The organism is Inquilinus ginsengisoli (assembly GCF_031453975.1).
Classification (GTDB): Bacteria; Pseudomonadota; Alphaproteobacteria; order DSM-16000; family Inquilinaceae; genus Inquilinus; species Inquilinus ginsengisoli_A.
Map to the genome: position 1 here is coordinate 279447 of NZ_JAVDPW010000004.1, position 23606 is coordinate 303052.

Sequence of the window (23606 nt, forward strand, 5' to 3'; positions counted from 1 at the left end):
GTCCCGGCCCAGAGGTCACGCACCAACCCCGCGAGGATCAGGGATTCGGCCCAGCGGTCGGCGGTGTCGTTGCCGTCCGGTCCGGTGATCGCATAGGGCTTCGGGCCCAGCTCGCAGGTAAAGGACAGCGACGCGTCCGCGGCGGCACGCCGGCGCCAGCTGCGGAAGCCGTGTCCCCACCAGTCGAGGAACAGGTCGACCTACATCCGGTGATGCGGGAACGAGATCTCGATCTGGACCTGCTCGCGCGAGGCGACGCGCCCGTGGAAGGCCCAGGCGTTGTCGAGGATCCGGCGGATCAGCGTGTGATTTTCGTCCGACACCGGCCAGGCGAACTCGCGCCCCACCAGGAAATGCGACAGGTCGGCGAGCAGCGGCAGGTCCGGGAACCGGTCGAGCAGGTCCAGGGTGAAGTACAGGTCCGTCGTCATCCGGTCGCGGTGGGTCTCGATCAGGACCGGGAAATCCACCTCCTCGGCCAGGCGGCGCCAACCTTCGATCAGGGGCACGCAGTCCTCGATCCGGCGCGGCCGTACGTCCGGCTGCAGGTTGAGGTGGTGAACCCCGAACTCCGCCGCGATCTCGAGCACCGGCTTCAGCTCGTCGACGGTCTTCGGGAAGCACACGCCCTCCGCGACCATGCCCGGGCCGCGCAGGCAATCGACCATCCGGCGGACCGCCTCGCGGTCGGTCCACGGCGCGCTGATGCCGTCGAAACCGGCCCCCGCGATCATCTCGACATTGGTTTCGAGCGTGCGCTCGAAGCCGTCGGTGTGGCGCCGCTCCATCGCCCAGAGCGATTGAAGCACCAGAAGCCGCTGCATCCCCTGCCCCTCTCGATTGATCACGCTTTCCGCCGGCGGCGCTGGCGGTACTGGTCCGCAGCGACCGCGGCGACGATGATGCCGCCCTTCACGATGTCCTGGTAGCAGGCGTCGATGCCGAGGAAGGTGAAGCCGCTGGTCATCACCCCAAGGATCACCGTGCCGATCACGATGCCGGTGATGCGGCCGACGCCGCCGGCCAGGCTGGTGCCGCCGATCACCGCGGCTCGCCGTCGGCGCGTCAGATCGGGATCGGGTTGGCCTCGGCGAAATGGCAGGCCGCGAGATGCCCGTTGCCGATCGGCACCAGCGCCGGCCGTTCGCGGGCGCAGACTTCCTGCGCCAACGGGCAGCGGGTGCGGAAGCTGCAGCCGGAGGGGACGGCGGAGGGGCTCGGCACGTCGCCCTGCAGGATGATGCGCTTTTGCGGCCGGTCGGGATCCGGCTCCGGCGCGGCGGAGAGCAGCGCCTGGGTGTAGGGATGGTGCGGTGCGCCGTAGACCGCCGCCTTCGGCCCCGTCTCGACGATCCGCCCGAGATACATCACCGCGACCCGGTCGGCGATGTGGCGCACCACCGCCAGGTCATGGGCGATGAACAGGTAGGACAGGTTCTTCTGCTCCTGCAGATCCTGCAGCAGGTTGACGATCTGGGCCTGGATCGAGACGTCGAGGGCCGAGACCGGCTCGTCCGCCACGATGAAGGCGGGGTCGAGCGAGATCGCCCGGGCGATGCCGATGCGCTGGCGCTGGCCGCCGGAGAACTGGCGCGGATAGCGGTCCATGGTGGAGGGCGGCAGCCCGACCTGGCGCAGCAGGTCCGCCACCTTGTCGCGCCGCTCCCGTCGCGACTTCACCAGGCCGAACACCTCGAGCGGCTCGGCGATGATCTCGGCGATGCTGCGCCGCGGACTCAGCGAACCGTACGGGTCCTGGAAGATCATCTGGACCTGCCGGCGCATCGCCCGCATCTGCCCGTGCGACAGGCCGGTCAGGTCGGTGCCGTCGACGAAGACATGGCCGGCGCTGGGCTCGATCAGCCGCAGCAGCAGCCGGCCGAGCGTGGACTTGCCGCAACCGGATTCGCCGACCAGCGCCAGCGTCTCGCCGCGGCGGATCTCCAGCGAGACGTCGTCGACCGCGCGCACCGCCGGTCGCGGCCGCCCGAAGGACAGGCCGCCGCCGTCCTGGAAGGTCTTGGTCAGCCCCTCGGCCCGGACCAGGGTCGCCCCGCCGTTCATCGCATGGCCCTCGCGCTGGGCGCCGGCTCGGCCGGGAGCGCCTGGGCCGTGACCCAGCAGGCGGCGCGGTGCTGCGGGCCGAAATCGAACATCGGCGGCCGTTCGATGGCGCAGCGGTCGATCCGCAGCGGGCAGCGCGGCTGGAACGGGCAGCCGGCGCCGACGCCGCCGGCCTGGGGCACCGACCCGGCGATCTGGTACAGCCGCCGGCGGTCGTCGTTGAGCCGCGGGATCGACTGCAGCAACGCCTGGGTGTAGGGGTGCGACGGCCGCCGGAAGATCGACCGGACGTCGGCATCCTCCACCACCCGGCCGGCATACATCACGATCACCCGCTCGCAAATGTCGGCGATGACGCCGAGATCGTGCGAGATCAGCAGCACCGCCGTGTTCAGCGTCGCCCTGATCTTCTTCATCAGGTCCAGCACCTGGGCCTGGATGGTCACATCAAGCGCGGTGGTCGGCTCGTCCGCGATCAGCAGCTTCGGATTGCAGGCGATGGCCATGGCGATCATCACCCGCTGGCGCATGCCGCCGGAGAACTGGTGCGGATAGGCGCCGAGCCGGCGCTCGGGATCGGGCATGCCGACCAGCCGCAGCATCTCCACGACCTTGCGGCGGCGCTCCTCCCGGCTGACAGGCTCATGCAGCAGAATGGCCTCGCCGATCTGGTCGCCGATGGTCATGACCGGGTTCAGCGAGCTCATCGGCTCCTGGAAGATCATGGCGATGTCGCGGCCGCGGATCTCCGGCATCCGCGCCCGCGGCAGGGCCAGGAGGTCGGTGCCCTCGAACAGGATGCGGCCCTGCGCGATCCGGCCCGGCGGCTCCGGGACCAGGCGCAGGATCGACAGCGAGGTCATCGACTTGCCGGAGCCGGATTCGCCGACGATGCCGAGCGACCCGCCGGCCTGGATCTCGAAGCCGACGCCATCGACCACCCGCAGCGGCGCGGCCTTCGGGCCGAATTCGACGACCAGGTTCTCGACCTTGAGCAGGGGCGCGGTCACGCGGCGGTCTCCGGGTCCAGGGCGTCGCGCATCGCATCGCCGAACAGGTTGAAGGCGAGGACGACGCAGGTGATGGCGAAGCCGGCGCCGATGATCGGCCAGGGCGATCCGAACAGGTTGTTGAGCCCGTCGCGAATGATGTTGCCCCAGCTCGGGTTCGGCGGCTGTGTCCCGAGCCCGAGGAAGCTGAGCGAGGCTTCGAGCCGGATGGCCGAGGCGACCCACAGCGTCACCAGCACGACGATCGGCGCGGAGATGTTCGGCAGGATGTGGCGGAAGATGATGACCGGCGTGCTGACCCCGACCGCGATCGCGGCCTCGATATAGGGCTCCTGCTTCACCGACAGGGTCTGGGCCCGGGCGACGCGGGCGAAGCCGGGCACGAAGGCGACCGTCAGCACGGCGACGACGTTCCAGAAGCCGCCGCCCAGCGCCGCCGCGATGATGATCGCCAGCAGCAGCTCCGGGAACGCCAGCAGCAGGTCGACGAGGCGGGAGATGACGCGGTCGACCACGCCGCCGAAATAGCCGGCGACGACGCCGAGCGTGGTGCCGACCATCGCCGCCAGGGCCGGCGAGAGCAGGCCGAAGATCAGCGAGTTGCGCGAGCCGTAGATCATCCGGGACAGCACGTCGCGGCCGAACTGGTCGGTGCCCAGCCAATGCGCCCAGGACGGGGTCTGGTTGATCTTGAGGATGCTCTGCGCTAGCGGGTTGTACGGTGCGATCCAGGGCGCCATCACCGCCACCGCGACGAAGACCGCGATGGTCAGGGCGGCGAAGATGGTGGCCGGGCGGCCCAGCATGATGCGCAGCAGGATCGCGGACCGGTTCGGCGCCGGGGCGATCGGTTCGACTGTGTCGAGGATCGCGGCCATCAGGTCACCCGGATCCGCGGATCGACGATGATGTAGACGAAGTCCATCAGCAGGTTCACCAGCACCACGAACAGGGCGAAGACGATCACGCCGCCCTGGATGACGGCGTAGTCGCGCTCGGTGATCGCGCCGATCAGCAGCCTGCCGATGCCCGGGCGGTTGAACACCAGCTCGATCGCCACCGAGCCGGAGAGCGTCGCCAGCAGGCTGAGGCCCAAGCCGGTGGAGAGCGGCAGCAGCGCATTGCGCAGCCCGTGCCGGTAGATGACCCGGCGCTCGCTGGCGCCCTTGGCCCGCGCCGTCCGCACATAGTCCTTGCCGAACACCTCGAGCAGCGAGGTGCGGGTCAGCCGGCCGAGGAAGGCGGCCTTGACGAAGGCCAGGGTCAGCGCCGGCAGCACGATGTGGTGCAGGCGGTCAACGAAGCCGTCGCCGCCGCCATTGATCGGGAACCAGCCGAGATTGAGCGAGAAGGTGATCAGCAGCAGCGCGCCCAGATAGAAGTCCGGGATGGCGTAGCCGATCAGCGAGAACACCCGGACCCCGGCATCGGCCGGGCGGTTGCGGTGGGTCGCCGCCAGCACGCCCAGCGGGATGCCGGCGACGATGCCCATCACCATCGCGGCGACCGTCAGCTCGATCGTGTAGGGCAGGTTGTAGGCCAGCAGTTGCAGGACCGAGGTGTTGTTCATCAGCGACCGCCCGAAATCCAGGGTCAGGACGCCGCCGAGGAAGTTCAGGTATTGCTGCCAGAGCGGGACGTTCAGCCCCATTTTCTCGCGGAAGGCCGCAAGCTGGTCCGGCAGCGCGTTGTCCCCCAGCGCCGCCAGCGCCGGGTCGCCGGGCAGGATGCGCATGCAGACGAACACCAGCGTCAGCACCAGCAGGATGGTCGGAACCGCATCCAGCAGTCGCCACATCAGATACCGCACCATGGCGGGCCCTTCCCTGCGGGGTCAGACGATGGTCTTGGTCGCCCGGTGGAAGCGCCAGCGCGCATAGCCGCTCTTCACCGGGTAGCCGAGATCGACATTGCCGCGCCGCGCGGTGGTGAAGGACAGGGTGGACAGGCCGATCAGCGGCAGGTCGCGCAGCACCTGCAGCTCGATCTTGCGGCAGAGGCTGTCATAGGTCGCGAAGTCGGTCGCCTGCAGGGCCTGGGCCAGCAGGTCGTCGATGCCCGGCATCACCACGCCGTAATGGCTGTAGTTGCCGCCGCCCTTTCCGTCCGACTTGACCTCGGACTGCGCCGACAGCTGCTGGAAGTAGAGCTGCGTCGGGATCGGCGGATAACTCGCCGAATGCATCGCCAGGGTGTTCTTGTCCGAGCGATTGTCGGCGTGATAGGCGGTGTGGTCCCCGATCTTGAGGTCCATGTTGAAGCCGGCCAGGCGGATCTGCTCCTGCACGATCAGCATGGTCGAGGCATAGTCCTCGCGCTGGCTGCACAGGGAGGAGAAGCTGATCCCGTCCGGGTGGCCCGCCTCGGCCAGGAGCGCCTTCGCCTTGTCCGGGTCGTAGGGGTAGCGCAGCTCTTCCGGCAGGTCCTCGGTCTTGAAGCCGGCCGGGAAGAAGTCGGGCTGCAGCCCCACCATGGTGCCGCCCATCGGCGCCAGCGCCTGGGCCACGGCCGGCCGGTCGATCGCATGCATCAGCGCCTGCCGCACCTTCAGGTCGTCGAAGGGCTTACGCGTCAGGTTGATGTGCAGGGTGTTGAACGACCCCGGCACCGTCATGTCGATCTTCAGCGTCGGGTCGCGCTGCTGCACCGAGGCGACCCAGCCCGGGGCGCGCACCGCCTCCATGATGTCGATGTTGCCGGACAGGAGCGCCAGCGTCCGCGCCGAGGTGTCGGCGATGTAGACGCATTCGACGGTGCTGATCTTGGCCTTCTGGCCCCAGTAGCCGTCATGGCGCTTCATCACCGTGCCGACCTGGGTGTCGAACTTCGTCAGCTCATAGGGGCCGGTGCCGACGGCGTCGGTGCCGAAGGCCTCGCCCATCTGCTCGGCCGCCTTCTTGCTGACGATCGAGGTGTTGTTGTTGAACACCGAGGTGCCCAGGAACAGCGCGTCCGGGCTCTTCAGGGTGATGGTCACCTGATAGGGCCCGTTGGCGACGACGTCGGCGATGTTGCCCAGCACCGTCGTGTTGGTGCCCGCGGTTATGGCGCGCTTGAACGAGTAGACCACGTCCTCCGAGGTCATCTCGCCGAAGCCCTTGTGGAACTGCACGCCCTGGCGCAGCTGGAAGGTCCAGGTCTTGGCGTCCGGCGATGACGTCCAGCTGGTCGCGAGCGTCGGCAGGTACTCCTCCGGCTTGATCGCGAAGGTGCCGTCCTCCGGGCGGACCAGCTGTTCGTAGATCTGCTCGGTCGCCCAGTTGTCCGAGCCCTGGGTCGTCAGGTTCGGGTCGCTGTAGCGCGGCCCCTTCGCGGCGATGCCCATGCGGATCACATCCGCGTTCTGGGATGCGTCCTGTGCCCGGGCGCCGCCGAAGCCCGCCAACGCCGCGGTCGCGACGCCGAGCTGAAGCACGTTTCGCCTGCTGAATCCCATGGCCGTCTCCCCTGTCGCTTGTCGGCGCCCGCGCGTACCGCTTTCAGCGCCGCTTGTTGATTTCCATCTCGTCGACCTCGAGCCCGAGCCCCGGCCCCTGTGGCACCAGGAAGCGGCCATCCGCCGGCCGGGGCGGATTCTTGAAGCCGACATCCATCCGGCCGGCCGCGTCGGCGTATTCCGCCGGCTTGGTCAGGTGCATCAGCGCCGCCAGCACATGCAGGTTGGCGACATGGCCGATGATCGGCTGGGTCTGGTGCGGCACCAGCTCGACCCCATGGGCGTGGCAGATCGCGGCGCATTGCATCAGCCCGGTGATGCCGCCCATCTTGACGATGTCGGGCTGCACCATGCGCACCCCGGCATGGATCATGTCGACCAGCGCCTGCAGCGTGTAGGTCTGCTCCGCCGCCGACACGGTGATGTCGAGCCGCTGCGCCACCTCGCCCATGCCGCGCACGTCGTAGTGCTGCACCGGCTCCTCGAACCAGACGTAGCCGAGCTCCTCGAGCGCGCGGCCGACCCGCATGGCGCCGCCGACCGAGTAGCCGTTGTTGGCGTCGAAGGCGAGCGGATAGCCGTCGCCGACCAGCTGGCGCACGGCCCTGGCCTTGGCGATGTCGCCGGGGATGTCGAGGTCGAGCGTCGAGCGATCGCCATCCCGGCGGATCTTGATCGCCGCCGGCGTCTCGCGCCGCCAGCGCGCCTCGACCACCCGCACCGTCTCGTCCACCGTGCGCGCGGCGTTGCCGCCGATCGAGGCGTAGAACGGCACGTCGCTGCGCCAGGCGCCGCCCAGCAGCTTGTGCACCGGCAGACCGAGCGTCTTGCCCTTGATGTCCCACAGCGCGATGTCGACCGCGGCCAGCGCGCCGGTCAGCGCCCCTTCCGGCCCCAGCTTGATGTTGCGGTGGAGCTGCCGGTCGTACAGCACCGCGGTGTCGAAGGCATCGGCGCCGATCAGCCCCGGCGCCAGGTCGCGCTCGACGATGCCGATCGAGTGCAGCCCGCCCTGCATCGGCGAGGCCTCGCCCCAGCCGACGACGCCGTCCTCCGTGGTGATCCGCACCAGGGCGCTGCGCCGGCCGGGCGGGTCGCCGGGCTGCCAGCTGACCTGGAAGGCTTCGACCGATCTGATGCTGGCGCTTGGGGCCACGGTTTCGCTCCCGCGTCGTGTTGGTTCTCCGGCCCGCATGGGCGGGCACGGCTGGAGGGTGGGCAGGCTTAGGGGATGCGGATGTCGTCCCCTCGGCATCGCCGGTCGGGCGATGGCGGACGGACATGGCGTGTCGCGAAGGGTTCGATCGTCACGCGAGCCTCCCTGGAACCGGCTGGTGGCGGCATTCGGGGCCGCTGCATCCTGCCGAACATTTGCCCTACCTTACTCTTTTTGCATCCGTATGCAATATCGCTGCGCCAGCCTGCTACGCATAGATCGAGGTCCGGCGGAATCGGGCCGCCACCCGGGCGCCGTCGACCACCAGGATCTCCTCGGTCTCGAAGTAGTGCCGGCCGTTGCGCTCGTAGACCGCGGTCACGGTGCCGGAGGTGGCGAGGCGCTGGCCGGGGGACACCGGCGCGAAATGCTGGGCCTCGCCGGACACGAACACGACCGGGGCCGGGAGGCGGAAGCTGCGGTTGGCGTCGGCCATGGTCCGCCGGATCAGGCAGCCGGAATGAACCAGCCCGCCGTCGCGATAGAGCGGATGACGCTCGTCGAAGGCGGCGAGCGACCGGTGGAACTCCTCCTCGGTCAGGACCGCATTGCGCGAGCCGAGGCGCGTCCCGACCATCATGCCGCCCGGCTCCACGGCATGCGGCGGCTCCGGCAATGGCAGGACCGGACAGTCCTCGATCCGCGGCGGCACGGGATCCTGCCGCGGCATCGCCACCCAGCCGGTCGCAACCTCCTCGCCCTCCTGGTTGCGCAGGGTCACCTCCGCGCGCTGTCCGGAGCCGGCGTCCACCAGGCCCGAGACCTCGGCGGTCAGCACGTCGCCGTCATGCACCGGCCGGCGGAACCGTGCCCCCATGCTGCCCCGCCGGACCCAGTCGGCGCCCCAGGCGTCGACCGCAAGGCGACTGACATGGCCATAGACGAAGGCTCCGGGGATCAGCGCCGCGCGGAAGCCCATGCCGCGCGCCACCGCATCGTCATGCACCGACCCGCGATAGCCGGGATCGTCGTCGAGGCGGATCGGGATGCGCAGCGTCCGAGGGAATTTGGCCATGATCAGGCTCCCGGCCGGGGTTCGGTCGCCATCGCGCCGCTGGCCTCGACCGCCGCGATCTCCTCCGGCGTCAAACCGAGGATGTCGCGCAGCACGCGGCGGTTGTCGGCGCCGAAGCGCGGCGCCGCCCGGCGCTGGCTGCCCGGCGTGGCGTCGAGATGGATCGGCAGGCCGGGATGCGGATGGCGGCCGGCATCGGGATGCTCCAGCATCGTGAAGAAGCCGCGATGCGCCAGGTAGTCGCTGCGCGCCAGGTCGTGCGGGGTCTGCACCGGCGCGGCGGGAATGCCGGCCGCCTGCAGCCGGGCCGCGACCGCATGCTTGTCCCGGCCCCGGGTCCAGTCAGCGATGATCGCGGTCAGCGCCTCGATGTTCCGCTGCCGCGCCGCAAGGGAAGCGAAGCGCGGATCGGCGGCGAGGCCGGCTTGACCCATCACGCCGCACAAGGCCTGCCACTCCGCCTCGGTCTCGGCCGCGATCACCACCCACTGGTCGTCGCCGAGCGCCGGGAAGGCGTCATGCGGCGCGGCATGGGGCGACCGGTTGCCGTTCGGCGCGGGATCCCGGCCGGACTCGATCGCCGCCAGCAGCTCCGGCCCGATCAGCTGCATCGCGGCCTCGACCTGCGGGACCTCGATATACTGGCCCTCGCCGGTCCGCTGCCGGTGCAGCAGCGCGGTCAGGATGGCGGCGGCGGCGTTGAACCCGCCGATCGGATCGAGATAGGACGGGCCGGTGGTCTCCGGCTGGCCGCCGGGATAGCCGATCATGCTGGACATGCCGGTCGACATCTCCATAGTCGGGCCCAGCGCGGCGTAACGCGCCATCGGGCCTTCGGCACCGAAGGCCGGCAGCTCGGCCACGATGATGTCCGGCTTGATCCGGCGCAGGCTGTCGTGGTCGAGGCCCAGCTTGGCCAGCGTGCCGGCGCGGAAATTGCAGATCACCACGTCGCTGACCGCCGCCAGGCGCCGGACGATGTCGCGCCCCTCCCCCGTCTTCAGGTCGAGGATGCAGGACAGCTTGTTGACGTTCTGCGAGTTGAAGTGGAAGGCGCGGTCATAGGGCCGGTCGCCAGGGACGCCGTCCGGAAAGTTGACCGGGTTCGGCACCTCCTTGTTGAGGCGCCAGGAATTGACCCGGGTCGGGGATTCGACGTGGATCGGCTCGGCCCCGAGGAAGCCCAGGACCCGGCCCGCCATCGGCCCGGCCCAGGCTGTGGTCAGCTCGAGCACGCGCAAACCCGCCAGGGGGCCGGTTCCGGGGGGGACGGAGCCTGTCCCCGGCCGCGGGGCCGTCGTCACCGGCATCTTGCCGTTGTCGGCGCCGAGACGCGGCGTGCCGGAGCGCACCCGGCGCGGCGTGCGGCTCAGTCGCCAAGGCGGCCCGAGGATCGGCCGCCCCTCCGCCGTCTCCCAATAGCCTCGCGCGGCGAGATGGGTGCTGCCGTGCAGCTCGGTCGGGCGATAGGCCTTGGCGGCGATCACCTCTTCCCGCTGCAGCGTGGCGACCAGGTCTTCGGCGCTGAGATCCGCGACCCTGTCCTGGATGATCGCGAACAGCGCCGCCCAATGGGCGCGGCGCGGGACCGGGGCGCTGAAGCGCTCGTCCCGCTCGATGTGCTCAAGGCCGAGCGCCCGGCAGACCGCGCTCCAGCGATGGTTGTAGATCCAGATGCAGACCCAGCCGTCGCGGCAGCGCACCTGGCCGGCCGGGATGTTCGGGTCGCCCCGGCCCTTCACCGTGCCGTTGTAGAGATGCTGCAGCACATAGGGGAAGCACATCGCCGCGGCGGTCTCGGCTTCATCCACCGTGACGGCCTGCCCCAGCCCAGTGCGTTCGCGTGCGAACAGAGCCGCGGCGATGCCGACATAGGCAGCGATGCCGGCGGCGAAAGACGCCCGGCGGCCGCAGCCATAGAGCGGCTCACGCCCATGGGCGCCGTTGTTGTGCATCATGCCCGACAGGGCCTGGAGCACGATCTCCGGCCCTTTCCAGGCGGCGAGCGGCCCGTCGGCGCCGAAGGGACTGATCACCGCGGCGACACAGCGCGGGTTGGGGCCCAGCACGTCCCGCGGCTCGGATCCCGGCGGCAGGATCGCGACATCGGCACCGCGCAGCAGCCTGTCCAGCGCCTCGCGCCCCGCGGTGCTGCCCGGATCGAGGCTGACCGAACGCTTGCCGGTGTTGAGATGGAAGAACAGCAGGGATCCGCGTTCGCCCGCCTCGTTGAAGGGCGGCAGGCGGCGGAGGGCCGAGCCCTCCGGCGGCTCGACCAGCACGACCTCGGCGCCGAAATCGGCCAGCAGCCTGGCGCAGTACTGCCCGCCGACGGTGTCGGACAGGTCGACGACGTTCAGCCCGGTCAGTGCAGACATGGCGACGCCGTCTCCCCTGGCTTTCCCTTTGACCAGGACGATATCGAGTGTTGCATCCGTATGCAACACCCCGTCATAGTGCCGGAGCCGGGACCGGCAGCGGCCGGGGCAGGCTTCCGCTCCCGCCCGTGCTATGGCAGAAGCGGGCGACTGCGAAGGGAAGCGACCGTGAGCTCCAGTGATCTGCGCAAACCGATCACCGCGCGCCAGCTGGCCCGGCTGATCGGCGTCAGCCAGTCCGCGGTCTCGCGCGCCTATACGCCCGGCGCCTCGATCTCGAGCGAGATGCGCCGGCGCATCCTGTCGATGGCGGACAGCATGGGCTACAGCCCCAATGCCATCGCCAGCACCCTGTCGAAGCGGCGCAGCAACATCGTCGGCATCGTCGTCTCGGCGATGCAGAACCCGTTCTACCCGGTGCTGATCGAGAAGCTGTCGCGCGGCCTGCAGCAGGTCGGGCAGCAGAGCCTGCTGTTCAACCTGACCCATGGCGCCGACATCAAGCAGCAGCTGGCGGCCCTGCGGCAGTACAATGTCGACGCCGTCGTCATCGTATCGGCCGCCCCCCTCTCCGGCGCGGCGCTGAGCTGGGCGACCGAGGGCCGCACGACGATCATGATCAACCGCACGGTTCCGGATTCGGGACTGAGCAGCGTCTGCTGCAACAACGCCGAGGGCGCCCGGGCCATCGCAGACCACTTCCACGCGCTCGGCCGCCGCCGGGTCGCCTTCGTCGCCGGCGTGCCGCATGCCAGCGCCAATCTGGAGCGCCAGCACGCCTTCATCGAGCGGCTGGCGGAGCTGGGCATGACCCTCTCCGCCTCCGTCGCCGGCGGCGAGTACAGCTACGAGGCCGGCTACCGCTCGGCGCTCGAAGTCGGCCGTGCCGGCCACACCGAGGCGATCTTCTTCGCCAACGACATCCTGGCGGTCGGCGGCCTCGACGCGTTGCGCGACGAGGCCGGCCTGTCCGTGCCCGGCGACGTCGCGGTCGCCGGCTTCGACGACATCGCCATGGCCAGCTGGCCGCGCTATTCGCTGACCACCTTCCGCCAGCCACTCGACGCGATGGTCGAGCGGACGGTCCAGCTGGTGACCGGCAAGGCGGAACCGGCCGAGACCAGCATCCATCTGCTGCCGGGCGAGTTGGTCGTCCGCAACACCACCGCGGGCCGCTGAGACGGGACGATAGGGCCGAACCGCGCGGCGGACCGGCACCGTCATGCGGCGGCGCCGGGATCTCCCGATCCGGTGAACACCATCCCTCCTGTCACGAGCTGAGAATGGCGCCGTCGGCGTCGAGCCGCGGGCGCAGCTCGGCATAGGGCACCAGCCCGGCCGGCCGGTCGCTGGCGATCGCGATCGCGGCCAGCACGCCGCAGCTCTGCGCCATCAGCATCCAGGTCGGCTCCATCCGGTACGACATGAAGCCGGCGCGCGAGACCGAGGCCGCCACCGGCACGATCAGGTTGGTCACTTCGCGCTCATGCGGCAGCACCGAGCGCAGCGGGACCTGATAGATCCTGCCGAAGCCGCCCTTGCCGTCGCCATGGGAGCCGCCCAGCGCAATCGGGTCCGGCTCGGTCTGAGCCGTCACGGCCGGGGCCATGTCGCCGGTGGTCATCACGTAACGGCCGACGATGCGGCGGGCATCACGGACATGCAGCGCCGGCGGCCAGCCCAGCACGCCGTACCAGTCGTCCTGGAACTCGTCGGCGCAAAGGCCGAGCGAGCGCGCGAAGATCCGGTCGCCCGGCGGCACGGCGGGGTCGTTGGCCTGGAAGTACAGCCGCCCGGCCGCCTGGTAGAAGATCCGGGCCTTGATGCGATCGCGGCCACCGTAGTCCTGCCAGGAATAGTCCCGGGACTGCCCGACGACGTCGCCGCCGGTGGTGGCGTAGCGGTCCCGGTCGGCCCCGACGAGGTGGGTGCGGTACTCCGCCGGGGCGATGGGGCGGCGCGGCAGGGCCGGCAGATAGGGCAGGAAATCCTCGCGGCGATAGCCCGGCGGTTTCGGCCAGGGCTGCCGGTGGGCCGCCTTCGACAGCATCGGCCGGAAACCGCAGGCCTGGGCCCCGGCGTCGCCTTCGCGGCCAGAGATCATGGTCACACCGGACATGGCGGCCAGGTCGCCCTCGTAGGAGCAGTCGAGGAAGACCTTGCCGGCGAAGCTGCCGGTCGCCGTCGTGACCTCGGTGATCTCCAGCGTGGCGGGGTCCTTGGCCAGGCGCAGCAGCCGCTGCCCGGTCAGGATGGTGATGTGCGGGTCGGCGTGCAGGAACCCGGTCAGCGCAATCCCGGCCTCCGACGCGGCGAAATTCCATTGCGGGCCGGCCAGGCCGTACTGGGCGCCGATCAGCTTGAAGAAGTCGTGGGTCAGCCCCCATTTCCACACCGCCGCGAGGGTCCTGTCGGTCAGGCCGGGCCCGCCGGTGACCATGCCGCCGACATGGCTGGTCCATTCCAGGATCACGCTGGAATAGCCGGCCTTGGCGAGCCGTTTGGCGGCGACGATGCCGGCCATGGTGGCGCCGTAGATGACGGCGTCGAAGAGCCGGGTCATGGCCGCACCCGGGACGGGCCGAACCGGCCGCTGCCGTTGAACCAACGGATCGAATCCGCCATGTCATCCTCCATGCCGGTGGGTTGATCGGTCGAAAATGTCGAGAAGGTCGCACCCGGAACGACGCCGGGCGCTTGTGCCGAAAGGCCTTGTCGCGTATCGATGCGCGCGACGATCCAGTGATCTCGGGCGTCAGGCTGGCCCGCGCCGAAGCGATGGCCGCCCGACCGCGATGGAAAGAGAGTCTGGATTTCCCTCAATCAGGAGCAGTGTCAGCACGGCTCGAACTTTAAGGGTCACGCGCGACATGCCATTTTCCCCTGCCCCCGCCAGTCTTCTCCGCGCCCTGTCCGAGCGCGGCTACGCCGAACCGACCCCGGTCCAGGCCGCCGTGCTGCAGCCCGACAGCGCCGAGCGCGACCTGCTGGTCTCCGCCCAGACCGGCTCCGGCAAGACCGTGGCCTATGGCCTAGCCCTCGGCTCCACCCTGCTGGGTGATGCCGAGCGCATGGGCCCCGGACGGGCGCCCCTCGCGCTGGTGATCGCGCCGACCCGCGAGCTGGCGCTGCAGGTCCAGCGTGAGCTGGAATGGCTGTACCAGGCCGCCGGCGCCCGCGTGCTGGCCTGCGTCGGCGGCATGGACGCGCGGCGTGAGCAGCGCCTGCTGTCCGCCGGCTGCCACATCGTCGTCGGCACCCCCGGCCGCCTGCGCGACCACATCGAGCGTGGCCAGCTCGACCTTTCCGCCATCCGCGCCGTGGTGCTGGACGAGGCCGACGAGATGCTCGACCTCGGCTTCCGCGAGGACCTCGAGGCCATCCTCGACGCCGCGCCGACCGAGCGCCGGACCCTGCTGTTCTCGGCCACGCTGCCGAAGGAGATCACCGGCCTCGCCCGGCGCTACCAGAAGGACGCGCTGCGGATCGCCATGTCGTCGCGCGACGAGCCGCATCGCGACATCGAATACCGCGCCATGCCGGTCGCACCGCATGAGGCGGAGCGCGCCATCGTCAACATCCTGCGCTTCTTCGAGGCGAACGGCGCCATCGTGTTCTGCGCCACCCGCGAGGCGGTCCGCCGCCTGCAGGGCAACCTGCTCGAGCGTGGCTTCGCCGTGGTGGCGCTGTCCGGCGAGCTGAGCCAGCTCGAGCGCAACCGGGCGCTGCAGTCGCTGCGCGACGGCCGGGCCCGGGTCTGCGTCGCCACCGACGTCGCCGCCCGCGGCCTCGACCTGCCCGACCTCGGCCTCGTCGTCCATGCCGAGCTGCCGCATGACGCGCAGGTGCTGCAGCACCGCAGCGGCCGCACCGGCCGGGCCGGGCGCAAGGGCGTCAGCGTCGTGCTGGTGCCCTACAACCGCCGCTACCAGGCCGAACGGCTGCTGAACACCGCGCGGATCGAGGCGACCTGGACGCCGCCGCCCTCGGCCGAGGAGATCCGCAACCGCGACCAGGCCCGGCTGGCGTCCGAGACCCTGCTGACCGAGCCGGCGACCGAGGATGATCTGGTCGGCGCCCGCGCGCTGCTGGCGGACCGCAGCGCCGAGGATGTCGCCGTCGCCCTGGTGCGCCTGCATCGCAGCCTCCTGCCCTCGCCCGAAGAACTGACCCCGCAGCCCGAACGCTCCCAGGCGCCGGCCCGGTCGACCGAGCGCCGGCAACCCCGCCCGGCGAATGACGGCCCGTCGGAGGCCGGCGGTGGCGGCGACGGTTCGGTGTGGTTCCGCATGAATGTCGGCCGCGCCAACAATGCCGATCCGCGCTGGCTGGTGCCCTTCCTGTGCCGCCGCGGCCACATCACCAAGGCCGAGATCGGCCGCATCGAGATCGCCGAACGGCAGTGCCGGGTCGAGATCGCCCGCCACGCCGCCGGCCGCTTCTCCTCCTCGATCCGGCGGCCGGACACGCAGGACCGGCACATCCGCATCGAGGAAGAGCGCGCCGGCGGCCGCCCCGCCCCGAAGCGCGCCGGCCCTCCCCGGGCGAAACCCGCCGTCGGCTGAGCCGCGGCCGGGCTGACGCCCCGGCTCCGAAAAGACCGATGTCCTTCCGGGTCAAACCGGGACGATGTCGGTCCGCCGGAAATCATCTCCCTTGAACAGCAGGGGCGCGGCCAGCCGCTTTGCCAGCGCATAGGCAAAGCAATCGCCGTAGTTGAGCCCGGCGGGATGCCCGGTGCCCTTGCCGAAGTGGCCATGCGCCGATCGGGCGATGTCGACCTGTTCCAGCGTCACGGGTTCGATCCGGATCGCGGCCGTCTGGATGAAGCTGTCCAGCCAGCGTTCGGCCTCATCGGCGGAGAGCTGCTTCAATCCCCGCAGCACCATCGAGACCTCGAGCAGATTGGCCGCCGACATCACCGGCTGATCGTCCTCCCCGATCCGCTGCGCATGCCATGCCGCGTCATCCTCCTGGCGGAAGATCGCGACGATCGCCGAAGTATCGATGACGATCACCTCGGCAGTCCGTTCTCGTCATAGCCGATGATCTCATCCGCGCTTCGAGTGTCGCGATCCGGCAGCGCCGCGTAGCGCCGGCCGATCTCCATCAGCCGGTCGGCCACGCCGCCGCGTCGCCGGCGTTCCCGTTCCAGCGTCTCCCGCAACGCCGTCGTGACCGCCGAGGTCAGGTTCTCGCCTGTCAGCCGCGCCAGTTCGGACGCCAGCCGATGGGCCTCGTCATTCTTGATGTTCAGATGCATGACGATCCAGATGGTAGAATGCCGTTCGATTTTCTACCATACTCCAGCGAAGATGGCATCCTATCCCGCCACCGCGATGATCTCGCGGCTGTGCGGCGTGATGGGCGACCCGTCCCAGTCGCCTGCCCAGCGCACCTGGCCGAACCCGGCTTCCGCCAGGCGACCGGCCAGCGCCGCCTGGTCCAGGAAGCGCAGCCGGCTGCGGCTGATCCGCAGCGCGCCGTCCGCCATGAAGCGGTGATGCGTCTCGAAGCCGACAACGTCGCCGGCCACGGATGTCACCCTGATGTGGATCTCGACCGCGCCGATGCCGGCGAGGGTGACATGGCGGCGTGTGGCCTCGGGCGTCCAGCCCTCCCAGGCCCGGGCCGCCGGGTTCCGCGTCTCGAAGGCGAAGCGGCCATCGGGCGCCAGATGGCGCCGGGCATTGGCCAGGACCGCCCGGACATCCGTGTCGGCCAGGAAGACCTGGAAGGCATGGCCGGTCATGATGACGAGGTCGAACCTTTGGTCGAGCGCGACGCAGCGGGCATCGCCCTCGACCCAGTCCACCCGCCCGCCGTCGGGCTGGCGGCGCCCGATCTCCAGCATGGCCGCCGCCGGGTCCACGCCGGTGACCGCATGCCCCTGCCCGGCCAAGGCGGCGGCGAGCTGCCCGGTGCCACAGCCGAGATCGAGCACCCGCTTCGGCGCGCCATCGGCCAGACCGAGATAGAAATCGGTGTCCGCGCCCGGGGGATTCAGCGCGTCGTACAGCGCCGCCAGCCGCGGATCGGTGTAGTGCGTGTCTTGGATCATTCCGCGCCGCCCTGCGAAACCGAGTTTCCGAGTGAAGTTGTGGAGTTTCATTCGGGCATGACGCGCCGGCACCAAGTAAAGCCCCCTCTGGCCGTTGCCGCAATGAACAAATCGTTTACCTCAGGGGCATGGCCGTCGGTGACGGCTGCCGGTTCCCGGTCGCCAAGGTCGGGACCGTGACCGATGGCGGCCATGCGGACGCCCGAACACCTCTTGCGCAACAAGGCCGTCGGATAATAGGTTTGTTGCGCAGGAGACAGCGGATGCTTCGATCAAATTACGCAGTCGTAGGCGAAAGGTGCATGGTCCGGTAACGGAAGCCATCTCCGTTCGCCATGCGCCCCCGAACCGCCGTTCGGGGGCTTTTTTGTTTTCTGGGGGCTTAGAAACCGATGCGCAAGGCAAGCGCCCCGCCGGCCCTGGCGACACTGATCCTGATGACCGCCACCTCGACGGTGACGCTGAACATGATCGTACCGTCGCTGGCCAATATCGCGCGGGATCTGGAGGCCGATTACGCCCTGGTCAGCCTTGCCCTCGGCGGGTACCTCACCGTTTCGGCCGTGGTCCAGCTCAGCGTCGGCCCGCTTGCCGACCGCATCGGCCGGCGTCCGGTGCTGCTGGCGGCGCTGGGGATCTTCACCCTGGCATCGCTTGGCTGCGCGATGGCCCAGACCGTGTGGATGCTGCTGGGGTTCCGGATGCTGCAGGCGGCCGTGGTTTCAGGCTCCGTCCTGTCGCTCGCGATCGTCCGCGACACCGCCGAGGAGGCTGAGGCCGCGCGGCTGCTGGGCCGCATCGGCATGGCGATGGCGCTGGCCCCGATGCTGGGGCCGATGTTGGGCAGCGTCCTGGACGCGGCCTTCGGATGGCGCATGGTCTTCCTGCTCTATGCCACAGCCGGAGCGGGGCTGTTGTGCCTGGCCTGGTCGGATGTGGGCGAAACCATGCGGCCGCCGGCTGACGCAGGACAGGACGGCACCCGCCTGACCGCGCTGCTGCGGGAGCCGGTGTTCTGGTGTTACGCGCTGTGCACGGCCTTCTCGACCGGCGCCTTCTACATCTTCCTGGCCGGGGCGCCCCTGGTCGCCACCCGCGTCTTCGGGATCGGCACGGCAAAGCTGGGGGCGATCGTCGGCAGCATCACCGCCGGCTTCATGGCCGGCGCCTGGCTGGGAAGCCGTCTGGTCGGCCGGCATCCGCCGGCAACGGTCATGCTGATGGGGCGGATGCTGGCCTGCTTGGGCCTGCTCGTCGGCCTCGCGATCATCGCCATGGGCTATCTGACGCCGGCCCTGTATTTCGGATGCACCATCTTCGTCGGGCTGGGCAACGGCATGACGACGCCGAACAGCAACGCCGGGGCGATGTCGGTGCGCCCGCGGCTGGCCGGAAGCGCGGCCGGCATCACCGGTGCGCTGACCGTCCTGGGCGGCGCGCTGACGACGACGCTGACGGGGCTTGCGCTGTCCGGCACGCCATCGCCTATGCTCCTGCTCGGGCTGATGCTGCTGTCCTCCTTCATCGGCCTGCTGGCGGCGGCCGCGGCCATCCGGCTGAACCGGCTCAAGCCGAACCCTGCAATCCCTGGACCGGCGGACCCGTCATGATGTTGCCACGCGCCATCCTGTTCGACCTCGACGACACGCTGATCTCCGCCTATGGCCGGCCGGAGGTGGCATGGCTGACCGTCACCGCCGAATTCGCGGAGGTGCTGGCCCCGCTGGCCGCCGCCGAGATCGCCGCCGCGGTCGGCGCCTATGCCCGCGACTTCTGGGCCGATGCCGAGCGCCACCGGATCTGGCGCCAGCGGATCGGCGAGGCCCGGCGCGTGATCGTGGCCGGCGCCTTCGACGGCCTCGCCGCCTTGGGCCGCCCGGTGCCGCCGGCCGATGTCGTCCACCGGCTCGCCGACCGCTTCACCGCCTATCGCGACGAACAGATGCACCTGTTCCCGGACGCCCATGCGCTGGTGGACGCGCTGAAGGCGCGCGGCGTGCGCCTGGCCCTGGTCACCAACGGCTCGGCCGAGGGCCAGCGCGCCAAGATCGCGCGCTTCGACCTGGGCCACCGGTTCGACCATATCCAGATCGAGGGCGAGCACGGCTTCGGCAAGCCCGACGAGCGGGCCTATCGCCACGCCCTGCAGGTGCTGGGGACGACCCCAGACGAGACCTGGATGGTCGGCGACAATCTGGAGTGGGAGGTGGCCGCGCCGCAGCGCCTGGGCATCCATGCGATCTGGCACGACGTGGCCGGCGAAGGGCTGCCGCCGGGATCCGTCATCCGGCCGGACCGCATCATCCGGGCGTTGGCCGAGCTGATGCCCGGGCCGATCGGCGGCGAGGCATAACACCGAGGCCCCTCCTCCTGTATGATGCCTTGAGCGGTGCGACCGACCAGCGCCGATACAGAACCAGGGAGGAGACCGATGGCCGCCAAGGTGAAGCCGGTTCCCGAGGGGTATCCGACCCTCACCCCCTATCTCATCATCCGCAATGCCGCCGCGGCGATCGAGTTCTACCAGGTCGCCTTCGGCGCCGCCGAGCGCATGCGGATGGACGCGCCGGGCGGCGCGATCGGCCATGCCGAGCTGCTGATCGGCGGCAGCCTGCTGATGCTGGCCGACGAGATGCCGGAGATGGGCTATTCCGGCCCCGAGGCCGTCGGCGGCACGCCGGTGTCGCTGATGCTTTATGTCGGGGATGTCGATGCCGTGGTCGAGCGCGCCGTCGCCGCCGGCGCCACGCTGTCGCGCCCGGTCGCCGACCAGTTCTACGGCGACCGGTCCGGCACCGTCATCGACCCCTTCGGCCATGTCTGGACCATCGCCACCCATGTCGAGGACGTGCCGCCGGACGAGATGCGGCGGCGCGCGGCAGCACTGGCCGGCCCGGCATAGCCCGAGTTCGGGCTTGCCCAGGCCGGGCGGGTCCGGCATAGGGCCTGGACCCGTTGCGAAAGGCCCGCCCATGCCCGTCCTTCCGATCGACGCCGCCCTGATCGACCGGGTGGCGGAATTGCTGCGCCACGCCGCCCGGGAGGCGATCCTGCCGCGCTTCCGCGCCCTGGCCGAAGGCGAGGCGGAGGAGAAGTCGCCCGGCGAGATCGTCACCATCGCCGACCGCGAGGCCGAGGCGATCCTGACCCACGGCCTCAGCGCACTGCGGCCGGGTGTGCTGGTGCTGGGCGAGGAGGCGGCCGCCGCCGACCCGGGCCTGCTGCCCGCCTTCCATGCCGGCGACGCCCCGACCTGGCTGGTCGACCCGCTGGACGGCACTGCCAATTTCGCCGCCGGCAACGAGCCCTTCGCGGTGATGGTCGCGTTGGTCGAAGGCCGGGAGACAGTCGCCGCCTGGATGCTCGATCCCGTCGCCGACCGGCTGGCGGTGGCGGTCCGTGGCGGCGGCGCCTTCCTGGACGGCGCACGCATCCGGACGCCGCAGGATCCGGCCGAGGCCGGCACCCTGCGCGGCGCAGTGCTGACCCGCTTCCTGCCGCCGCCGCTCAAGGCGCAGATCGAGGCGCGGTCCGGGCGGCTTGCCGCGATCCTGCCGGGCTGGCGCTGTTCCGGCCGCGACTATCCTGACATCGCGACCGGCGAGCAGGATTTCGTCCTGTTCTGGCGCGGCCTGCCCTGGGACCACGCGCCCGGCGCCCTGTTCCTGGAGGAGGCCGGCGGCCGCACCGCCCGACTCGACGGCGCGCCCTATCGTCCCCGCGGGGATCTCCCCGGCCTGCTGGTGGCCCGCAGCCCGGCGGTTTGGGCGACGGTGGCCGAAACGCTCTTGGAGTCGACAGCGTCGGCCTGATCGCCTTGGGGCAGCGAGTCTCTCCTTTACGGCAATTAGTTTCTGTCTTACAGAAACTGGTATCGCTGAGCGATGCGCCGGGAGCCATGATGACCTTCGCACCCACCGAGGCTGCCCGCACCGCCAGGCTGCGCCGCTACAGCGCCCGCATCGCCTGGCTGCTGACCGGAATCCTCATCCTGCTGCCGACGGCGATCGCGGTCTATACCTTCGCCTTTCCCACGGCCGTGATGGGCCATCCCTGGGTGGCGGATCTGGAGGCCACGCGCAGCCCCCTGCCCTTCGGCTGGACGCTGGCCGCCTTCGCGATCCTGCTGCTGGGGTCGGGGCCCCGGCTGTTCGCGATCTGGGCGGCGCGGCGGCTGTTCCGCGACTACGCGCGGGGGTCGCTGTTCACCCCGGCGGCGACGGTCGCCCTGCGGCGCATCGCCTTCGGCATCCTGGCCTCGGCCTGTGTCCAGCCGATCGGCTCGACCCTGCTGTCGGCCGTGCTGTACGCCGCCGGTGCGACCGACGACGTCGCGGTGTCGCTGGGCACCGACCAGCTCTGGCTGGTCGTCCTCGGCTTCGTGATCCTCGGCATCGCCCAGGTGATGCGGGAGGCGGAGGCCATCGCCGAAGACAACGCCGCCATCATCTGAGGACCCGGCATGCCGATCCGGGTGACCCTCGACGTCATGCTGGCCCGCCGCAAGATGCGGTCGAAGGACCTCGCCGCCCGGGTCGGGATCACCGAATCGAACCTGTCGCTGCTGCGCACCGGCAAGGTCCGCGGCATCCGCTTCGAGACGCTGGCCAAGATCTGCGACATCCTCGACTGCCAGCCGGGCGACCTGCTCGAGAACGAGCCCGGTGATGGGGAGCCGCCGGACGCCTGACCGGCCGTGGCCCGATGGCGCCCGGGTGGAACCAGCCGCCGCACCGCCTCGTTCCCTGCGGGAGTGCAAGCGTTTGGAGGATCTCATGACCCGTTTCCTGATCGTGGCCGTCGTCGCCCTGATGGCTGGCCCGGCCCTGGCCGATTGTCCGCAGGATGTCGACGCGAAGAAAGCCGACATCGCGGTGCTGCAGCAGCAGCTTTCCAACCAGCAGGCCACTGGGGCGCGGGCCGCCGACATCTGCCGCACCGAAACCCAGCTGATCGAGCAGATGAAGTCGCTGGGCGGCATCTACGAGGTCTGCCAGGGCATGCTGGGCATGACCTCGTCGAATGTGCGCCAGTTCAAGTCGGAGGTCACCGCCGTCGACCAGCCGCACAAGACCCGCTGCGGCGCCTGATCGGACGCGTGGAAGGCGCTGCTGGCGATCGGCAGTGCCTTCCCGGACTCGACCCTCACGCATCGGCCGGCACGCCCCAATGCTTGGCGAGCCGGTCGAGCGCGCGGTGGAGCACCACGATCTCGGCCGGAGGCTCGCCGTCAAGGCAGCAGACCTGCAGCACCGCCCGGCGCCCATCGGGCGCCAGCAGCCCCAGCGCCTCATCGACCGCGATCTCGTCCGGGCCCGGCTCGGCCTGGTCCTGCCAGATCCGGTCGCCGCGCGGACCGTAGCTCATCGTCACCTTCGGCTGGCGGCCGGCCGCCAGGTGGTGCCGGCGGAACCGCAGCCCCGCCTCCGCCTGCTGCCGCGTCACCAGCCCCTGGCTGCGAAGCTGGTCGAGCCGGCATTCGATCCGCGCCCGGGCGCGGCAGGCCGCGGCCGCGCCCTGTCGCGGGCCCGTCAGTGGTTCCAGCACCAGACCCTGGGCCTGGCGTGCCCGCTCCGGCGACCCTTGATCCTCGGGGGCCCGGCGAACGGCATGCCGCTTCGCCGCCCTCATGCCTCCTCCTTCCGCTTGCCGTAGAGGCGGTCCGCCTCGTTCACGATCGCCTGGCGGATCCAGTCGTCGCTTACATCGTCCGGACGGAGCACGGCGATGCCCTGGCCGTGCCAGACCGCGGCCCGCATCCGGTGCAGTTGTTCGGCCTCGGCCGGCGAGCGCGGCATGTGGCGCGCCAGGCTGCTGCGAAGGTCCCTCATCATCCCCTCCCGATCAGGCGGCTTTGGGGTGCGGCCGCACCACGGCGAGACCGGGCGCGGCGTCGGCGGCGAGCGGCATTTCGGCCGGGTCGCCATGGCGCAGGGCCAGGGCGGCAAAGACGGCCCCCCGGATCGCTCGGCAGCGTTCGGCGAGGACGATCAGGTCCTCGACCAGCGCCGCCAGCGCCTCCGCCGGCAGCGCCGCGATCTCCGCGGTCGGCATGCTCTCGATCTGGTCGATGGTGGGATGGTGGGTCATGGAGTCTCCTTGGGATGAAAGGTTGATGGATGGCGGACCGGCGAATTCGTCGGGGACGTGCAGCCGGACCAGCAGGTCGTAGCTGAGCCCCGCGATCCCGCGCCGTTTGGCGCTGGCGATCAGCCGGGGCCAGAACCGCACCGGGATGGACCGGCGGACCCGGATCATCCGGAGGTGTTGGGGCGAGATGCCGAGATCGGCGGCCAGGCGGGCCGGCCGTTCCCAGCGGTCGAAGAGAGCGTCGAAATCGGTGATGGGCGTATCCATGGGCTGACGATACGTTTCGTAATCTCTTAACGCAATACGAAACGAATTGTCCGTGCGATACAAAACGTG

General features: G+C 70.2%; 27 protein-coding genes. 9 read left to right on the plus strand and 18 right to left on the minus strand.

The genetic code is table 11. From position 1 onward, the window contains the following. Positions 1-200: 200 nt before the first annotated feature. The 10 genes from E9232_RS12850 to E9232_RS12895 all read right to left on the minus strand — a co-directional run bounded on the left by E9232_RS12850 (position 201) and on the right by E9232_RS12895 (position 11119). Positions 201-824, minus strand: a complete 624-nt coding sequence (locus E9232_RS12850) for a sugar phosphate isomerase/epimerase family protein (RefSeq protein WP_309794506.1) — start codon at positions 822-824, stop codon at positions 201-203. Between the two features lie 20 nt (positions 825-844). Then, on the minus strand, positions 845-1045 hold the full coding sequence (locus E9232_RS12855; protein WP_309794508.1) for a hypothetical protein: 201 nt from the start codon (positions 1043-1045) through the stop codon (positions 845-847). Positions 1046-1065: 20 nt separating this feature from the next. Continuing rightward, entirely contained in the window at positions 1066-2064 is a 999-nt protein-coding gene (locus E9232_RS12860; protein WP_309794509.1) for an ABC transporter ATP-binding protein, read from the minus strand. Next, complete coding sequence (locus E9232_RS12865) at positions 2061-3074, minus strand: ABC transporter ATP-binding protein (RefSeq protein WP_309794511.1); 1014 nt, start codon at positions 3072-3074, stop codon at positions 2061-2063. The genes E9232_RS12860 and E9232_RS12865 overlap by 4 nt, the downstream gene beginning before the upstream one ends. Further along, positions 3071-3952 carry an ABC transporter permease gene (locus E9232_RS12870; RefSeq protein WP_309794512.1) on the minus strand — a complete coding sequence of 294 codons (882 nt, stop codon included), beginning with the start codon at positions 3950-3952 and terminating at the stop codon, positions 3071-3073. The genes E9232_RS12865 and E9232_RS12870 overlap by 4 nt, the downstream gene beginning before the upstream one ends. Further along, positions 3952-4887 carry an ABC transporter permease gene (locus E9232_RS12875; protein ID WP_309794515.1) on the minus strand — a complete coding sequence of 312 codons (936 nt, stop codon included), beginning with the start codon at positions 4885-4887 and terminating at the stop codon, positions 3952-3954. Before E9232_RS12875 ends, E9232_RS12870 begins: the two co-directional genes overlap by 1 nt. Before the next feature lie 21 nt (positions 4888-4908). Next, positions 4909-6510, minus strand: coding sequence for an ABC transporter substrate-binding protein (locus E9232_RS12880; RefSeq protein WP_309794516.1), 1602 nt, complete (start codon positions 6508-6510; stop codon positions 4909-4911). 43 nt (positions 6511-6553) lie between these two features. Beyond that, positions 6554-7666 carry a mandelate racemase/muconate lactonizing enzyme family protein gene (locus tag E9232_RS12885; RefSeq protein WP_309794519.1) on the minus strand — a complete coding sequence of 371 codons (1113 nt, stop codon included), beginning with the start codon at positions 7664-7666 and terminating at the stop codon, positions 6554-6556. Between the two features lie 268 nt (positions 7667-7934). Further along, positions 7935-8741 (minus strand): MaoC family dehydratase, encoded by an 807-nt coding sequence (locus E9232_RS12890; protein WP_309794520.1) that lies wholly within the window; start codon positions 8739-8741, stop codon positions 7935-7937. Between the two features lie 2 nt (positions 8742-8743). Further along, entirely contained in the window at positions 8744-11119 is a 2376-nt protein-coding gene (locus tag E9232_RS12895; protein ID WP_309794522.1) for a CaiB/BaiF CoA transferase family protein, read from the minus strand. Between the two features lie 168 nt (positions 11120-11287). Between E9232_RS12895 and E9232_RS12900 the strand changes: the two genes are divergently transcribed. Beyond that, entirely contained in the window at positions 11288-12298 is a 1011-nt protein-coding gene (locus E9232_RS12900; protein WP_309794524.1) for a LacI family DNA-binding transcriptional regulator, read from the plus strand. 91 nt (positions 12299-12389) lie between these two features. Here E9232_RS12900 and E9232_RS12905 read toward each other — a convergent pair whose 3' ends face one another. Then, on the minus strand, positions 12390-13682 hold the full coding sequence (locus tag E9232_RS12905; RefSeq protein WP_309794525.1) for an FAD-dependent oxidoreductase: 1293 nt from the start codon (positions 13680-13682) through the stop codon (positions 12390-12392). Further along, positions 13679-13942 (minus strand): hypothetical protein, encoded by a 264-nt coding sequence (locus E9232_RS12910; protein ID WP_309794526.1) that lies wholly within the window; start codon positions 13940-13942, stop codon positions 13679-13681. Before E9232_RS12910 ends, E9232_RS12905 begins: the two co-directional genes overlap by 4 nt. 47 nt (positions 13943-13989) lie before the next feature. Here E9232_RS12910 and E9232_RS12915 point away from each other — a divergent pair, with 47 nt between their 5' ends. Next, entirely contained in the window at positions 13990-15684 is a 1695-nt protein-coding gene (locus E9232_RS12915; protein ID WP_309794527.1) for a DEAD/DEAH box helicase, read from the plus strand. A 51-nt stretch (positions 15685-15735) separates the two neighbouring features. On the opposite strand, the gene E9232_RS12920 is transcribed toward E9232_RS12915, so the two are convergent. From E9232_RS12920 to E9232_RS12930, 3 genes are read right to left on the minus strand one after another with little or no spacing between them, the layout of a single operon-like run. Then, entirely contained in the window at positions 15736-16137 is a 402-nt protein-coding gene (locus E9232_RS12920) for a type II toxin-antitoxin system VapC family toxin (protein ID WP_309794528.1), read from the minus strand. Further along, entirely contained in the window at positions 16134-16382 is a 249-nt protein-coding gene (locus E9232_RS12925; protein WP_309794529.1) for a type II toxin-antitoxin system VapB family antitoxin, read from the minus strand. The genes E9232_RS12920 and E9232_RS12925 overlap by 4 nt, the downstream gene beginning before the upstream one ends. A gap of 60 nt (positions 16383-16442) precedes the next feature. Next, positions 16443-17180, minus strand: coding sequence for a class I SAM-dependent methyltransferase (locus E9232_RS12930; protein WP_309794530.1), 738 nt, complete (start codon positions 17178-17180; stop codon positions 16443-16445). Positions 17181-17572: 392 nt separating this feature from the next. Between E9232_RS12930 and E9232_RS12935 the strand changes: the two genes are divergently transcribed. The 7 genes from E9232_RS12935 (at position 17573) to E9232_RS12965 (ending at position 22270) form a co-directional block, all read left to right on the plus strand. Then, positions 17573-18790 (plus strand): Bcr/CflA family efflux MFS transporter, encoded by a 1218-nt coding sequence (locus E9232_RS12935; protein WP_309794531.1) that lies wholly within the window; start codon positions 17573-17575, stop codon positions 18788-18790. Then, a complete protein-coding gene (locus E9232_RS12940; RefSeq protein WP_309794533.1) occupies positions 18787-19533 on the plus strand; it encodes an HAD family hydrolase in 747 nt (248 codons plus the stop codon). Before E9232_RS12935 ends, E9232_RS12940 begins: the two co-directional genes overlap by 4 nt. Positions 19534-19611: 78 nt before the next feature. Further along, positions 19612-20082 carry a VOC family protein gene (locus E9232_RS12945; RefSeq protein WP_309794534.1) on the plus strand — a complete coding sequence of 157 codons (471 nt, stop codon included), beginning with the start codon at positions 19612-19614 and terminating at the stop codon, positions 20080-20082. 70 nt (positions 20083-20152) lie between these two features. Beyond that, complete coding sequence (locus E9232_RS12950; RefSeq protein ID WP_309794535.1) at positions 20153-20992, plus strand: inositol monophosphatase family protein; 840 nt, start codon at positions 20153-20155, stop codon at positions 20990-20992. Positions 20993-21081: 89 nt separating this feature from the next. After that, positions 21082-21633: a DUF2975 domain-containing protein gene (locus E9232_RS12955; protein WP_309794536.1), complete on the plus strand. Its 552-nt coding sequence runs from the start codon at positions 21082-21084 to the stop codon at positions 21631-21633. 9 nt (positions 21634-21642) lie between these two features. Beyond that, the gene (locus tag E9232_RS12960; RefSeq protein WP_309794538.1) at positions 21643-21870 is read left to right on the plus strand and encodes a helix-turn-helix domain-containing protein; all 228 of its coding nucleotides are present in this window, start codon (positions 21643-21645) and stop codon (positions 21868-21870) included. Between the two features lie 85 nt (positions 21871-21955). Further along, positions 21956-22270, plus strand: coding sequence for a hypothetical protein (locus E9232_RS12965; protein ID WP_309794539.1), 315 nt, complete (start codon positions 21956-21958; stop codon positions 22268-22270). A gap of 55 nt (positions 22271-22325) precedes the next feature. Here E9232_RS12965 and E9232_RS12970 read toward each other — a convergent pair whose 3' ends face one another. The 3 genes from E9232_RS12970 to E9232_RS12980 are packed head-to-tail and all read right to left on the minus strand — an operon-like array spanning position 22326 to position 23600. Then, on the minus strand, positions 22326-22811 hold the full coding sequence (locus E9232_RS12970) for a hypothetical protein (RefSeq protein WP_309794540.1): 486 nt from the start codon (positions 22809-22811) through the stop codon (positions 22326-22328). Further along, a complete protein-coding gene (locus tag E9232_RS12975; RefSeq protein ID WP_309794541.1) occupies positions 22808-23011 on the minus strand; it encodes a hypothetical protein in 204 nt (67 codons plus the stop codon). The genes E9232_RS12970 and E9232_RS12975 overlap by 4 nt, the downstream gene beginning before the upstream one ends. Positions 23012-23024: 13 nt before the next feature. Then, on the minus strand, positions 23025-23600 hold the full coding sequence (locus E9232_RS12980) for a hypothetical protein (RefSeq protein WP_309794542.1): 576 nt from the start codon (positions 23598-23600) through the stop codon (positions 23025-23027). Positions 23601-23606 lie beyond the last annotated feature (6 nt).

Coding starts and splice junctions, on each gene's coding strand:
- E9232_RS12870 (WP_309794512.1), bottom strand. CDS start 3,952: ATGGCCGCGATCCTCGACACAGTCGAACCGATCGCCCCGGCGCCGAAC.
- E9232_RS12930 (WP_309794530.1), bottom strand. CDS start 17,180: ATGATCCAAGACACGCACTACACCGATCCGCGGCTGGCGGCGCTGTAC.
- E9232_RS12935 (WP_309794531.1), top strand. CDS start 17,573: ATGCGCAAGGCAAGCGCCCCGCCGGCCCTGGCGACACTGATCCTGATG.
- E9232_RS12970 (WP_309794540.1), bottom strand. CDS start 22,811: ATGAGGGCGGCGAAGCGGCATGCCGTTCGCCGGGCCCCCGAGGATCAA.
- E9232_RS12975 (WP_309794541.1), bottom strand. CDS start 23,011: ATGAGGGACCTTCGCAGCAGCCTGGCGCGCCACATGCCGCGCTCGCCG.
- E9232_RS12950 (WP_309794535.1), top strand. CDS start 20,153: ATGCCCGTCCTTCCGATCGACGCCGCCCTGATCGACCGGGTGGCGGAA.
- E9232_RS12880 (WP_309794516.1), bottom strand. CDS start 6,510: ATGGGATTCAGCAGGCGAAACGTGCTTCAGCTCGGCGTCGCGACCGCG.
- E9232_RS12940 (WP_309794533.1), top strand. CDS start 18,787: ATGATGTTGCCACGCGCCATCCTGTTCGACCTCGACGACACGCTGATC.
- E9232_RS12905 (WP_309794525.1), bottom strand. CDS start 13,682: ATGACCCGGCTCTTCGACGCCGTCATCTACGGCGCCACCATGGCCGGC.
- E9232_RS12955 (WP_309794536.1), top strand. CDS start 21,082: ATGACCTTCGCACCCACCGAGGCTGCCCGCACCGCCAGGCTGCGCCGC.
- E9232_RS12850 (WP_309794506.1), bottom strand. CDS start 824: ATGCAGCGGCTTCTGGTGCTTCAATCGCTCTGGGCGATGGAGCGGCGC.
- E9232_RS12960 (WP_309794538.1), top strand. CDS start 21,643: ATGCCGATCCGGGTGACCCTCGACGTCATGCTGGCCCGCCGCAAGATG.
- E9232_RS12965 (WP_309794539.1), top strand. CDS start 21,956: ATGACCCGTTTCCTGATCGTGGCCGTCGTCGCCCTGATGGCTGGCCCG.
- E9232_RS12895 (WP_309794522.1), bottom strand. CDS start 11,119: ATGTCTGCACTGACCGGGCTGAACGTCGTCGACCTGTCCGACACCGTC.
- E9232_RS12925 (WP_309794529.1), bottom strand. CDS start 16,382: ATGCATCTGAACATCAAGAATGACGAGGCCCATCGGCTGGCGTCCGAA.
- E9232_RS12915 (WP_309794527.1), top strand. CDS start 13,990: ATGCCATTTTCCCCTGCCCCCGCCAGTCTTCTCCGCGCCCTGTCCGAG.
- E9232_RS12890 (WP_309794520.1), bottom strand. CDS start 8,741: ATGGCCAAATTCCCTCGGACGCTGCGCATCCCGATCCGCCTCGACGAC.
- E9232_RS12875 (WP_309794515.1), bottom strand. CDS start 4,887: ATGGTGCGGTATCTGATGTGGCGACTGCTGGATGCGGTTCCGACCATC.
- E9232_RS12860 (WP_309794509.1), bottom strand. CDS start 2,064: ATGAACGGCGGGGCGACCCTGGTCCGGGCCGAGGGGCTGACCAAGACC.
- E9232_RS12945 (WP_309794534.1), top strand. CDS start 19,612: ATGGCCGCCAAGGTGAAGCCGGTTCCCGAGGGGTATCCGACCCTCACC.